9 protein-coding genes and 1 pseudogene are annotated in these 13,755 nt (G+C 45.2%); 7 read left to right on the forward strand and 3 right to left on the reverse strand.

Annotated features, from left to right (window positions below; genetic code table 11):
• The first annotated feature begins 5 nt into the window (after window positions 1-5).
• Together bslm_RS03575 and bslm_RS03580 are read left to right on the forward strand one after the other, a co-directional pair.
• Window positions 6-1,196: a CamS family sex pheromone protein gene (locus bslm_RS03575; protein ID WP_003242795.1), complete on the forward strand. Its 1,191-nt coding sequence runs from the start codon at window positions 6-8 to the stop codon at window positions 1,194-1,196.
• Window positions 1,197-1,357: 161 nt separating this feature from the next.
• A complete protein-coding gene (locus tag bslm_RS03580; protein WP_080480982.1) occupies window positions 1,358-2,368 on the forward strand; it encodes a phosphotransferase enzyme family protein in 1,011 nt (336 codons plus the stop codon).
• 37 nt (window positions 2,369-2,405) lie between these two features.
• On the opposite strand, the gene bslm_RS03585 is transcribed toward bslm_RS03580, so the two are convergent.
• Together bslm_RS03585 and opuE are read right to left on the reverse strand one after the other, a co-directional pair.
• Entirely contained in the window at window positions 2,406-3,104 is a 699-nt protein-coding gene (locus tag bslm_RS03585) for an MgtC/SapB family protein (RefSeq protein WP_080480983.1), read from the reverse strand.
• Between the two features lie 106 nt (window positions 3,105-3,210).
• Entirely contained in the window at window positions 3,211-4,689 is a 1,479-nt protein-coding gene (gene opuE, locus bslm_RS03590) for a proline transporter OpuE (protein ID WP_003242814.1), read from the reverse strand.
• Between the two features lie 413 nt (window positions 4,690-5,102).
• Here opuE and gatC point away from each other — a divergent pair, with 413 nt between their 5' ends.
• The 3 genes from gatC to gatB are packed head-to-tail and all read left to right on the forward strand — an operon-like array spanning window position 5,103 to window position 8,310.
• Entirely contained in the window at window positions 5,103-5,393 is a 291-nt protein-coding gene (gatC, locus tag bslm_RS03595) for an Asp-tRNA(Asn)/Glu-tRNA(Gln) amidotransferase subunit GatC (RefSeq protein ID WP_003219442.1), read from the forward strand.
• Window positions 5,394-5,408: 15 nt separating this feature from the next.
• Window positions 5,409-6,866 carry an Asp-tRNA(Asn)/Glu-tRNA(Gln) amidotransferase subunit GatA gene (gene gatA, locus bslm_RS03600; RefSeq protein WP_003233901.1) on the forward strand — a complete coding sequence of 486 codons (1,458 nt, stop codon included), beginning with the start codon at window positions 5,409-5,411 and terminating at the stop codon, window positions 6,864-6,866.
• Window positions 6,867-6,879: 13 nt separating this feature from the next.
• On the forward strand, window positions 6,880-8,310 hold the full coding sequence (gatB, locus tag bslm_RS03605; RefSeq protein WP_003219444.1) for an Asp-tRNA(Asn)/Glu-tRNA(Gln) amidotransferase subunit GatB: 1,431 nt from the start codon (window positions 6,880-6,882) through the stop codon (window positions 8,308-8,310).
• A gap of 14 nt (window positions 8,311-8,324) precedes the next feature.
• Here gatB and bslm_RS03610 read toward each other — a convergent pair.
• Window positions 8,325-9,195, reverse strand: a pseudogene (locus tag bslm_RS03610) (TetR/AcrR family transcriptional regulator).
• Window positions 9,196-9,326: 131 nt separating this feature from the next.
• Between bslm_RS03610 and srfP the strand changes: the two are divergent.
• Entirely contained in the window at window positions 9,327-12,485 is a 3,159-nt protein-coding gene (srfP, locus tag bslm_RS03615; RefSeq protein WP_046380827.1) for a surfactin resistance protein SrfP, read from the forward strand.
• Between the two features lie 323 nt (window positions 12,486-12,808).
• Entirely contained in the window at window positions 12,809-13,720 is a 912-nt protein-coding gene (locus bslm_RS03620) for a diacylglycerol kinase (RefSeq protein ID WP_003233894.1), read from the forward strand.
• Window positions 13,721-13,755 lie beyond the last annotated feature (35 nt).

Genomic DNA, 13,755 nt, shown 5'->3' on the forward strand with positions numbered 1-13,755 from the left:
TTCTATTGAAAAAGACGTTGGCATTGGCGGCAACGGCGGCAGTATTAATGCTGTCTGCCTGCTCGTCAGGTTTCGGGGGGGAGAAGGAGGAAGAGATTACGCAAAAGACGGCGAAATCGTCAGAAAAAGCGATTGTCCCGAAATATAATATCTCTGACTCCTATTACAAAATGGTGCTGCCGTTTAAGGCAGGCAAAGCGCGCGGCTTAACAACGGAACAGCTGAATACTAGGCTGGACATTGACGAGTTTGAAACAGGGCTGATGCGTCTTGCCCAAGATTCTTTCTCGACTGACGATTATCTGTTCCAAGAAGGACAATATTTAGATGAGGATACAGTATTAAGCTGGCTGGCACGGAAAAAAACGGGCTCTGATTTGAAAAAAGCCGAAAAAGAAGATAAAAACTTCAAAAATGAAGGCTTGAACCCGGCGCTCCCGAGCTCTGGTTCAACAGAAGAAAAGAACGAAAGCAGCCCGATTTATTTAGCATCCATGCTTGAGCACGATTATTTAGTCAGAAAAGACAAGAATTCTATCCAGCTTGGCGGCGTCATGATCGGACTGGCGTTAAACTCAGTGTATTACTATCGTGAAAAAACTGGCGACCCGCAAAAAGAAGTGGAGATTAAAGACAGCACGCTTCGCCAGCAGGGAGAAAAAATTGCACAGGAGGTTATTAACCGCCTCCGCAAAAAAGATAACTTGAAGAATGTGCCGATTACCGTCGCGCTCTACAAGCAGGCGTCAAAAACATCGATTGTGCCGGGGAACTTCATCGCCAAAACAGAGGTCAAAGCAGGCTCTACTGATATCTCAAATTGGGATGACATCAATGAAAAATATGTATTCTATCCGGCGGATACAACCACAGCAGAAAAGTACCCGGATGACACCGAGGTCTTTAAGCGGTTCAAAAACTCAATTGAAGAATATTTCCCAAACTATACAGGCGTTGTCGGTACAGCGCTGTATGAAAATGATGAAATGAAGAAAATGAAGATTGACATACCAATGCAATTCTATGGAAAAAGTGAAGTTGTCGCGTTTACCCAGTTCTTAACGGGTGAAGTGATGGACTACTACTCTAAGAGCTCAGTTGATGTCGAAGTCAATATCACGTCCTCAGACGGACAGGAAGCGGTCATTATCCGCAATGCCGGAGATAAAGAGCCGACTGTTCACATTTATGACTGATAGAAAACCCTTGTGCCATATTGGCACAAGGGTTTTTATGTTACAATTAACAGGAAAAGGGAAAATGTTTCCGCTTCTGCCGAAACACAAATCAAGGGGAGGTATGTTGATGCTGGAAATCGTGTGAAAACAATCATTATCAAATCTATAGCAATGAAAGGATGTTAGACGTGCATAAAGATATCAAAAAAATATTTCATGAAGAGCAGGTTTTGGCAGAAGCTGCAGCGAGATACGGTTTCTCAAAAGATCAGGTGCGTTTTCTGGCTGATGCGGAAAACTATGTATATGAATGTATGAAAGACAATCAACCTTATATTTTAAAGATTACCCATACGATTCGGAGATCTTCTGATTATATAATGGGAGAGATGGAATGGCTCCGTCACCTTGCAATAGGGGGAATTTCAGTAGCCAAACCGCTCCCGTCGCTGAACGGAAAAGACGTAGAAGCAGTGCCGGACGGAAACGGCGGGTCATTTTTATTGAGAGTGTATGAGAAAGCGCCGGGGCAAAAAGTGGATGAATCGGACTGGAATGAAACGCTATTTTATGAGCTTGGCAGATACACAGGCAGCATGCACAGCCTGACAAAAAGCTACAAATTGAGCAATCCCGCTTTCAAAAGACAGGAATGGGATGAAGAGGAGCAATTAAAGCTGAGAAAATATGTGCCTGAAGATCAGATAAAGGTGTTTCAGCAAGCCGATTCTTTGATGAATGAACTGCGGAGGCTCCCGAAAAGCCAGGACAGCTACGGCTTGGTGCATGCGGATCTGCACCATGGCAATTTTAACTGGGATCATGGCAAAATCACGGCATTTGATTTTGATGATATCGGCTACAATTGGTTTGTTAACGATATTAGCATTCTTCTCTACAATGTCCTGTGGTATCCTGTTGTGCCATATGATGATAAAGCTGCGTTTACAGAAGAATTTATGACGCATTTTATGAAAGGGTACTGGGAGGAAAATGAGTTTGACCCTGCATGGCTGATGATAATACCTGATTTCCTCCGCCTTCGCCATATGCTGATTTACGGATTGCTGCATCAGATGTTTGACCTTAACACAATAGGAGAAGAGGAAAAAGAAATGCTGGCCGGTTTCAGAAGAGATATAGAGAATGGCACGCCGATTACAGCATTTGATTTTTCAGCACTGGTGTAGATAGAAAAAGCCAATGGGATTCCAGTCCCATTGGCTTTTATAATGTATCACACTTCACGCCGACTACGCCTTCAATGGCTTTAATGTCATAGTAGACATCGGTCGTGTATCTGTTTTTATGGACGCGGACCTTCACTTCCACAATTGGAAAATCCTTTTCGCCCAGGTCGTCGATCCGAACGGAGTGTGCTTTGATATCTCTTCTTTTCATTTCTTTTAAAATCTCTGTCATTTTGTCTTTATCAGAAAGTGACATTCTGATGCGGATGTCTTTTTCCTGCAGGCGGTCGGGGCCGATTTTTCTGACCACCCATGGGAGAAATTCCACGCTGATCAGGATGAACAGAAGACTGGCAAACGCTTCTTTATAAAAACCGGCTCCCGTAGCAAGCCCGAGCCCCGCTGCCCCCCAGATCATGGCCGATGTCGTCAGGCCGGAAATGACATCATTGCTTTTTCGCAGGATGACACCGGCGCCGATAAACCCGACGCCGGAGATGATTTGTGCCGGCAGACGAAGCGGATCCATCATGATGCGGTAGTATTTAGGGAAATGATATGCCGCATTAATACTGACGATCGTCAGCATGCATGAGCTGACTGCGATGACAATACAGGTTTTTAATCCGAGCGGCTTATTTTTTAATTCGCGTTCAAGCCCGATGACCATGCCAATCAATGTGGCAATGCCCAATTTCAATAAAATATCAGGATCAATATACCAGCTCAACAGCAAACTTCCCCCTTCTCTATGGTGTTTTTAAATAAATATGATTTTCTCACAGTATTTATAGCAAAACAAGAGCACAAAAGCCACCAAGCTGCGCTTGATGGCTTATTGCTTACTTTTTGCGTTTTAACAGCTTTTCCATGACACCGAATAATCGGTAAGAGGCTTTTGCAGGACGTTTTGTGATCATGCTGACAATGATGCCGGCAATCATACTGAGAATAAACCCAGGGATGATTTCGTACACACCGGTTGATTTTGCCAGGCCGGTTGTAATCCAGATCAACACGGTCGCAGCCCCGACAATCATGGCAGCAAGCGCGCCCCATTCGTTCATTCGTTTCCAATACAGACTGAGCAGAATCGCAGGCCCGAAAGCTGAACCGAAGCCGGCCCAAGCGTATCCGACCAAATCAAGAATGGTGCTGTTCGGGTTCAATGACAAGAGTACCGCGATAACGGCAATGACTAAGACGGACAATCGCCCGATCATGACCAATTCTTTATCAGAAGCTTTTCGTCTGAAAAATGACCGGTATAAATCCTCTGTTACAGCACTTGCTGTGACCAAGAGCTGTGAGGAAATCGAACTCATGATGGCAGCCAAAATAGCTGACAATAAGAACCCTGTAATTAATGGGTGGAACAAGATTTTAGAGAAGATAATGAAAATCATCTCCGGATCTTTTACAGCAACTCCGAATTTATGGGCGTATGCAACACCGATTAAACCCGTCAGCACGGAACCTAGAACTGTAATGATCATCCAGCTCATGCCGATTCGGCGTGCAGGTTTTAAATCTTTAATGTCTTTAATGGCCATAAATCGGACGATGATATGAGGCTGGCCGTAGTAGCCCAACCCCCAGGCTAAATAGGAAATAATGCTAATGACGCTCGCGCCTTTAAAAATATCCAATAAATGTGGATTAACAGCGTCGATTTCATGGAAAGTCGGAGCAACGCCGCCCACATGGGTAAAAGCAACGATCGGCACAAGCACTAGTGCTGCAAACATGATCGCACCCTGCACGAAGTCAGTCAGACTGACAGCAAGGAAACCGCCAAACAGTGTGTATAACACGACAACTGCGGTGGTCAGAAACAGGCCTAATTTGTAATCCGCACCAAAAGCAGATTCAAACAGCCGTCCGCCAGATACCATACCGGAAGAGGTATACAATGTGAAAAAGATCATGATGATCAATGCAGATACGATTTTCAGCAGTGATGAAGAATGCTGGAATCGTTTATCAAAGAAATCAGGAATTGTAATCGCATCATCTGCCGCTTCTGTATAAGCACGCAGCCTTGGAGCCAGCAGCAAGTAATTTGAGTACGCCCCGATTGTAAGACCTAAAGCAAGCCATAAGGTGGACAGCCCTGTCGCAAACATCGCGCCGGGAACACCCATCAGCATCCATCCGCTCATATCGGCCGCGCCGGCAGACAAAGCAGTAACGAATGGTCCGAGGCCTCTTCCTCCAAGCATGTAATCATTGATGTCAGTGGTTTTCTTGAATGCATACCAGCCGATTAACAGCATGGCAATAAAGTAAATTCCTAAAGATATAATAATTTCAATACTCACGTTTTACCCTCTCTTCATTTCTAATAATGTTGCATCACCTCTCAAATTGATGGTGCCAGTTAAGCAGCCTGGCGTAAGTGCAAAACAAAAGAAATTCTTTTGCGGGTGCACTTGGTAACTTAACCTAACAAAGTATTCCCGGCCATTCAAGCGATGAAACATTGATCATAAGCTGGAAATACCGTTGCAAACCTAGAAGGGAATAAAGAATAAAACGCTTTCAAGAAATAATTAAAGTAAAAATATTCAGAAAAATATTTCGTTTCTCCTTCTCCTCATTTTAGTATAAAATATATAGGGTATTGTTTCGAAAACACAGGCCTGTCTCAAGGCGTTTTGTTGCTTTAAAGGGCTTGTTTTTGATATGATCAGTATTATATGACTTAACGGAGAAATATGTGGAGGTGGATCATATGTCACGAATTTCAATAGAAGAAGTAAAGCACGTTGCGCACCTTGCAAGACTTGCGATTACTGAAGAAGAAGCAAAAATGTTCACTGAACAGCTCGACAGTATCATTTCATTTGCCGAGGAGCTTAATGAGGTTAACACAGACAATGTGGAGCCTACAACTCACGTGCTGAAAATGAAAAATGTCATGAGAGAAGATGAAGCGGGTAAAGGTCTTCCGGTTGAGGATGTCATGAAAAATGCGCCTGACCATAAAGACGGCTATATTCGTGTGCCATCAATTCTGGACTAAAGGAGGGACACAAGAATGTCATTATTTGATCATAAAATCACAGAATTAAAACAGCTCATACATAAAAAAGAGATTAAGATTTCTGATCTGGTTGACGAATCTTATAAACGCATCCAAGCGGTTGATGATAAGGTACAAGCCTTTTTGGCATTAGATGAAGAAAGAGCGCGCGCATACGCGAAGGAGCTTGATGAGGCGGTTGACGGCCGTTCTGAGCACGGTCTTCTTTTCGGTATGCCGATCGGCGTAAAAGATAATATCGTAACAAAAGGGCTGCGCACAACATGCTCCAGCAAAATTCTCGAAAACTTTGATCCGATCTATGACGCTACTGTCGTTCAGCGCCTTCAAGACGCTGAAGCGGTCACAATCGGAAAACTGAACATGGACGAATTCGCCATGGGATCATCTACAGAAAACTCAGCTTACAAGCTGACGAAAAACCCTTGGAACTTAGAAACAGTTCCCGGCGGTTCAAGCGGCGGATCTGCGGCTGCGGTTGCTGCGGGAGAAGTTCCGTTTTCTCTTGGATCTGACACAGGCGGCTCCATCCGTCAGCCGGCATCTTTCTGCGGCGTTGTCGGATTAAAACCTACATACGGACGTGTATCTCGTTACGGTCTGGTCGCATTTGCGTCTTCATTAGACCAAATCGGGCCGATTACACGTACGGTTGAGGATAACGCGTTTTTACTTCAAGCGATTTCCGGCGTAGACAAAATGGACTCCACGAGTGCAAATGTGGACGTGCCTGATTTTCTTTCTTCATTAACTGGCGACATCAAAGGACTGAAAATCGCCGTTCCGAAAGAATACCTTGGTGAAGGTGTCGGCAAAGAAGCGAGAGAATCTGTCCTGGCAGCGCTGAAAGTCCTTGAAGGTCTCGGCGCTACATGGGAAGAAGTGTCTCTTCCGCACAGTAAATACGCGCTTGCGACATATTACCTGCTGTCATCTTCTGAAGCGTCAGCGAACCTTGCACGCTTTGACGGCATCCGTTACGGCTACCGCACAGACAACGCGGATAACCTGATCGACCTTTACAAGCAAACGCGCGCTGAAGGTTTCGGAAATGAAGTCAAACGCCGCATCATGCTCGGAACGTTTGCTTTAAGCTCAGGCTACTACGATGCGTACTACAAAAAAGCGCAAAAAGTGCGTACGTTGATTAAGAAGGATTTCGAGGACGTATTTGAAAAATATGATGTTATTGTTGGACCGACTACACCGACACCTGCGTTTAAAATCGGTGAAAACACGAAGGATCCGCTCACAATGTACGCAAACGATATCTTAACGATTCCGGTCAACCTTGCCGGCGTACCGGGAATCAGCGTGCCATGCGGATTAGCAGACGGACTTCCGCTCGGCCTGCAAATCATCGGAAAACACTTTGATGAAAGCACTGTATACCGCGTTGCTCATGCATTTGAACAAGCGACAGACCATCATAAAGCAAAACCTGAACTGTAAGGGGTGAAAAGAATTGAACTTTGAAACGGTAATCGGACTTGAAGTCCACGTTGAGTTAAAAACAAAATCAAAAATTTTCTCAAGCTCTCCAACGCCATTCGGCGCGGAGGCGAATACGCAGACAAGCGTTATTGACCTCGGATATCCGGGCGTCCTGCCTGTTCTGAACAAAGAAGCCGTTGAATTCGCAATGAAAGCCGCTATGGCGCTCAACTGTGAGATCGCAACGGATACGAAGTTTGACCGCAAAAACTATTTCTATCCTGACAACCCGAAAGCGTATCAGATTTCTCAATTTGATAAGCCAATCGGCGAAAACGGCTGGATCGAAATTGAAGTCGGCGGCAAAACAAAACGCATCGGCATCACGCGCCTTCATCTTGAAGAGGATGCCGGAAAACTGACGCATACGGGCGACGGCTATTCTCTTGTTGACTTCAACCGTCAAGGAACGCCGCTTGTTGAGATCGTATCAGAGCCGGACATCCGCACGCCGGAAGAAGCGTACGCATATCTTGAAAAGCTGAAATCCATCATCCAATATACAGGCGTTTCTGACTGTAAAATGGAAGAAGGCTCACTTCGCTGTGACGCCAATATCTCTCTTCGTCCGATCGGCCAAGAGGAATTCGGCACAAAAACAGAATTGAAAAACTTGAACTCCTTTGCGTTTGTTCAAAAAGGCCTTGAGCATGAAGAAAAACGCCAGGAGCAGGTTCTTCTTTCCGGCGGCGTCATCCAGCAAGAAACTCGCCGTTATGATGAAGCAACGAAGAAAACCATTCTTATGCGTGTCAAAGAGGGATCTGACGACTACCGTTACTTCCCAGAGCCAGATCTAGTCGAGCTCTACATTGATGATGAATGGAAGGAACGCGTAAAAGCAAGCATTCCTGAGCTTCCGGATGAGCGCCGCAAGCGTTATATCGAAGAGCTTGGCTTGCCTGCATATGACGCGATGGTTCTGACGCTGACAAAAGAAATGGCTGATTTCTTCGAAGAAACCGTTCAAAAAGGCGCTGAAGCCAAACAAGCGTCTAACTGGCTGATGGGTGAAGTGTCAGCTTACCTAAACGCTGAGCAAAAAGAGCTTGCCGATGTTGCCCTGACACCTGAAGGCCTTGCCGGCATGATCAAATTGATTGAAAAAGGAACCATTTCTTCTAAGATCGCGAAGAAAGTGTTTAAAGAATTGATTGAAAAAGGCGGCGACGCTGAGAAGATTGTGAAAGAGAAAGGCCTTGTTCAGATTTCTGACGAAGGCGTGCTTCTGAAGCTTGTCACTGAGGCGCTTGACAACAATCCTCAATCAATCGAAGACTTTAAAAACGGAAAAGACCGCGCGATCGGCTTCCTAGTCGGACAGATTATGAAAGCGTCCAAAGGACAAGCCAACCCGCCGATGGTCAACAAAATTCTGCTTGAAGAAATTAAAAAACGCTAATAAAAAAGCAGCCCTTAGAGGCTGCTTTTTTTATAGTCAAATCGAGATAAAGACAGAGATGAGGGCCCGAAGCCTTTCAACTTCTTTGTCGTTGGTTCCGGTCAAATTGGACAGCATGCCTTTAATAATCGGCTTGCGCGGTTTATCCTGAGTCAATTCTTCCTCGATAACATCAAGTGACACGGTGATATCCTCGGGCAGCGTGCTGTTTTCTTTCACTTTCTGAATGTCCTCAAGCAGCTGGTCTTTTCCCGCAGGCATCGGGTTGAAAATGTCTTTTGATACAATCGGATTGAGTGCAGAACGGCTCAGCCCCTGTACAAGATCATCCAGTCTCTCAATAATAAAGGCTGAGATTTCTTCTGCATCGATATTAAGCTCACCGTTAAATACCATCACGTTCATATAGGAATGCACAATGCCTCTTGCCATGATGGACAGATCTGCGACATACCGCTCGATTCCTTCGCCATAGGATACCAGCAAGGCGTTCCGGTACAGCTTATCCGTCTCCATGGTTACTTTGTAAAAGTATTGCTTGATTTCTTGATTTTCCGGAATGATATTTTCAGTAAGCAAAAGAACGATAAAATCTTTATGATCGCGAAAATCCTCAAATTGAGCGCCAATTTGCTTTTTTAACACTTCCTTAGGCGGCTTTCCGGCGAGATCTTCTTCTATATTTTTCATTTTGTTCATAGACATACCGATATAATATTCACAGGCAGATAACAGCAGCGCTTCTTTCGATTTGAAGTGCAAATAAAAAGCGCCCTTCGAAATGCCGCATTCACTGGCGATTTCTTGGATCGTCGTAGCTGCGAATCCTTTTTTTGCAAATAAACGAATGCTGGTTTTTATGATTCTCTCTTTTTTTTCATTCATGACGTGCTTCCCCTTAATCCTTGAAAAATTTAGTAAAATTTTCTGGTATATGAGTTGACGTTGTTGCGTTATAACGTTTAGTATTATATAGAATGACCAGTCAGTCAATAAAAAATGTAATGGAGGATATGATGAATCACGTTATTAATTTCGTTCTGAAAAACAAATTCGCCGTATGGCTGATGACGATTATTGTAACGGCAGCCGGCTTGTATGCGGGTATGAATATGAAGCAAGAGTCTATTCCTGACGTGAACATGCCTTACTTGACGATCAGCACGACATATCCGGGTGCGACACCAAGCCAAGTGGCTGATGAAGTGACCAAACCGGTTGAACAAGCCGTGCAGAACTTGGACGGTGTCAGTGTTGTGACGTCGACGTCCTATGAAAACGCATCGTCGGTCATGATTGAATATGATTATGAGAAAGATATGGACAAAGCGAAAACAGAAGCAGCTGAAGCGTTAGAAAACGTCAACCTGCCTGATGACGCGAAGGATCCGGAGATTTCACGCTACAGCTTGAATTCATTCCCGATTCTGACGCTGAGCGTGTCCAGTGATAAAGATAATCTACAAGAGCTGACGAAACAAGTGGAGGACAGCCTCGTTTCTAAACTTGAAGGCATAGAAGGCGTTGCGTCCGTCCAAGTATCAGGCCAGCAGGTGGAAGAGGTTGAATTCTCTTTCAAAGAAGACAAACTGAAGGAATACGGCCTTGATGAAGATACAGTCAAGCAAGTGATTCAAGGTTCAGATGTGACAACTCCGCTTGGATTGTACACATTCGGAAATGAAGAAAAATCTGTCGTCGTCAGCGGCGATATTGAAACAATTAAAGATTTGAAGAATATGAGAATCCCGACGGCATCTGCTTCAAGTGCAGGCAGCAGCGCAGCATCTCAAGCGGGTGCGCAGAGTGCTCAAGCAGCCCAAAGCGCACAAGCGGCAGCACAGGCGCAGCAAAGCGCAAGCACAGCAGTGCCGACGGTCAAGCTTTCTGACATTGCCACAATTAAAGATGTGAAAAAAGCTGAATCCGTTTCACGCACAAATGGCAAAGACAGCATCGGCATCAACATCGTCAAAGCAAACGATGCGAATACGGTAGAGGTTGCCGACAATGTCAAAGCTGAGCTGAAGAAGTTCAAAGAAGACCATAAAGGCTTCAATTACAGCGCAACTCTCGACATGGCGGATCCGATCACACAGTCAGTTGACACGATGTTAAGCAAAGCTATCTTCGGTGCTATTTTTGCGATTGTGATTATTCTCTTATTCTTAAGAGATATCAAATCAACATTAATTTCGGTAGTTTCAATTCCATTATCATTGCTGATCGCACTCCTTGTGCTGCAGCAGCTTGATATCACATTGAATATTATGACGCTCGGCGCAATGACCGTTGCCATAGGACGTGTAGTCGATGACTCCATCGTTGTGATCGAGAACATTTACCGCCGCATGAGACTCAAAGATGAGCCGCTCCGCGGAAAAGCCTTGGTTCGTGAAGCGACGAAGGAAATGTTTAAACCGATCATGTCATCAACGATTGTGACAATCGCGGTATTCCTGCCGCTCGCACTTGTAGGCGGACAAATCGGTGAATTGTTTATTCCATTTGCCTTAACGATTGTTTTTGCGCTTGCCGCATCCCTGGTGATTTCAATCACGCTTGTGCCGATGCTCGCACACAGCCTGTTCAAAAAATCATTAACGGGCGCGCCGATTAAAGCGAAAGAACACAAACCTGGCAGACTTGCAAACATCTATAAAAAAGTATTGAACTGGGCGCTGAGCCACAAATGGATCACGTCTATCATCGCTGTTCTGATGCTCCTTGGAAGCTTGTTCCTCGTACCGTTAATCGGTGCCAGCTACCTGCCGTCCGAGGAAGAAAAAACGATGCAGCTCACATACAGCCCAGAACCGGGTGAAACGAAAAAAGAAGCCGAAAATGAAGCTGAAAAAGCGGAAAAAATCCTGCTTGACCGCAAGCATGTCGATACGGTTCAGTATTCATTAGGCTCTGGCAGCCCGCTTGCCGGAGGAGATTCTAACGGCGCGTTATTCTATATCAAATATGAAAGCGACACACCTGACTTTGATAAAGAAAAAGATAACGTTCTGAAGGAAATCCAAAAGCAATCTGACCGCGGAGAATGGAAGTCACAGGACTTCAGCTCTTCAGGCAATAACAACGAATTAACATACTATGTGTATGGTGATTCTGAAAACGATATTAAAGACACGGTCAAAGACATTGAAAAAATCATGAAAGATGAAAAGGATCTGAAAAACGTAAATTCAGGCCTTTCCAGCACATATGATGAGTACACATTTGTCGCTGACCAAGAAAAACTAAGCAAGCTCGGTTTAACCGCGTCTCAAATTTCTCAGGCCTTAATGTCACAAACATCGCAAGAACCGCTCACAACAGTGAAAAAAGACGGCAAAGAGCTTGATGTGAACATTAAGACAGAAAAAGACGAGTATAAGAGTGTGAAAGATTTAGAGAATAAAAAGATCACTTCCGCGACTGGCCAGGAAGTCAAAATCGGCGATGTGGCAAAAGTGAAGGAAGGATCAACATCAGATACCGTGTCAAAACGTGACGGAAAAGTCTATGCAGATGTCACAGGTGAGGTTACCTCTGACAACGTCACAGCCGTATCAGCTGCTATCCAGAAGAAAATCGATAAGCTTGACCATCCTGATAACGTATCGATTGACACAGGCGGCGTATCAGCGGATATCGCTGATTCCTTCACGAAGCTCGGTTTAGCGATGCTGGCAGCAATAGCGATCGTTTACCTTGTGCTCGTGATTACCTTCGGTGGAGCACTAGCGCCATTTGCGATTCTGTTCTCATTGCCGTTCACAGTCATCGGTGCACTGGTCGGACTTTACGTATCAGGTGAAACGATCAGTCTGAACGCCATGATCGGTATGCTCATGCTGATCGGTATCGTTGTCACGAATGCCATTGTCTTAATTGACCGCGTGATTCATAAGGAAGCGGAAGGCCTGTCTACGAGAGAAGCGCTCCTGGAAGCCGGCTCTACACGACTCCGTCCGATCCTGATGACAGCCATTGCGACAATCGGCGCCTTGATTCCATTAGCACTCGGCTTCGAAGGCGGAAGCCAGGTCATTTCAAAAGGACTCGGCGTCACGGTTATCGGTGGTTTAATCAGTTCAACGCTTCTGACACTCTTGATCGTGCCAATCGTATATGAAGTATTGGCGAAGTTCCGCAAGAAAAAACCGGGAACGGAAGAAGAGTAAAAAAACTAAAAGCCTCAGCTCTGCTGAGGTTTTCAGCTTGTTGAAAAACCCTCGCATTCGTTGTCAGGTCTGCGCGTCGGTGCTCACGAATTCTACATTCGCTCCGCTCCAATGCTCCCCCTTCCTAGACTACAAGGGTTTTCAATCAAGCTGAAAGAATGTTAAGGATGACAAAAGCTCAAAACAAGAATCAGTTTTGAGCTTTTGTGCGTTTTCACCTGTAAGATTATGTACATTTTGTTGCGATTTTTTTAACTCATAGTATAATTAAAGGTTGTTAGTGTAAAAATGGATCGGATACTCTTAAGTAGGATGATGAGATAATGAAACGTGCACGCATAATATACAATCCGACTTCAGGACGGGAGATCTTTAAAAAGCATCTTGCCCAGGTCCTGCAAAAATTTGAACAAGCCGGCTATGAAACCTCCACCCATGCGACGACATGCGCAGGAGACGCTACACACGCTGCCAAGGAAGCGGCATTGCGTGAGTTTGACCTGATCATTGCGGCAGGCGGAGACGGAACGATCAACGAGGTCGTCAACGGGCTTGCGCCTTTAGACAACCGTCCGACACTTGGTGTCATTCCTGTCGGCACAACGAACGACTTCGCCAGAGCGCTCGGCATTCCGCGAGAGGATATTTTAAAAGCGGCAGATACGGTCATTAACGGCGTTGCCCGCCCGATTGATATCGGACAGGTCAACGGCCAGTATTTTATCAATATCGCCGGCGGAGGCCGTCTGACGGAGCTGACGTACGACGTGCCAAGCAAACTCAAAACAATGCTAGGCCAGCTTGCTTATTATTTAAAAGGAATGGAAATGCTGCCTTCACTTCGTCCGACAGAAGTCGAGATTGAATATGACGGCAAGCTGTTTCAGGGTGAAATCATGCTGTTTTTGGTCACGCTGACAAACTCCGTCGGCGGGTTCGAAAAACTCGCGCCGGATTCCAGCCTGAATGACGGCATGTTTGATTTGATGATACTAAAGAAAGCAAACCTTGCTGAATTTATCAGGGTCGCTACGATGGCGCTTCGCGGCGAACACATCAACGACCAGCACATTATTTATACAAAAGCGAACCGCGTGAAAGTCAATGTATCAGAAAAGATGCAGCTGAACCTGGACGGCGAGTACGGCGGCATGCTGCCGGGCGAATTCGTGAATCTGTATCGGCACATTCACGTCGTCATGCCGAAGGAGAAAGCGGAACAGCTGGATGACTAAAAACTTGGCTTGGTAAGCCAAGCTCAGAATGTTGA

It is taken from the genome of Bacillus sp. LM 4-2 (assembly GCF_000978495.1).
In the GTDB taxonomy this organism is placed as follows: Bacteria; Bacillota; Bacilli; order Bacillales; family Bacillaceae; genus Bacillus; species Bacillus subtilis.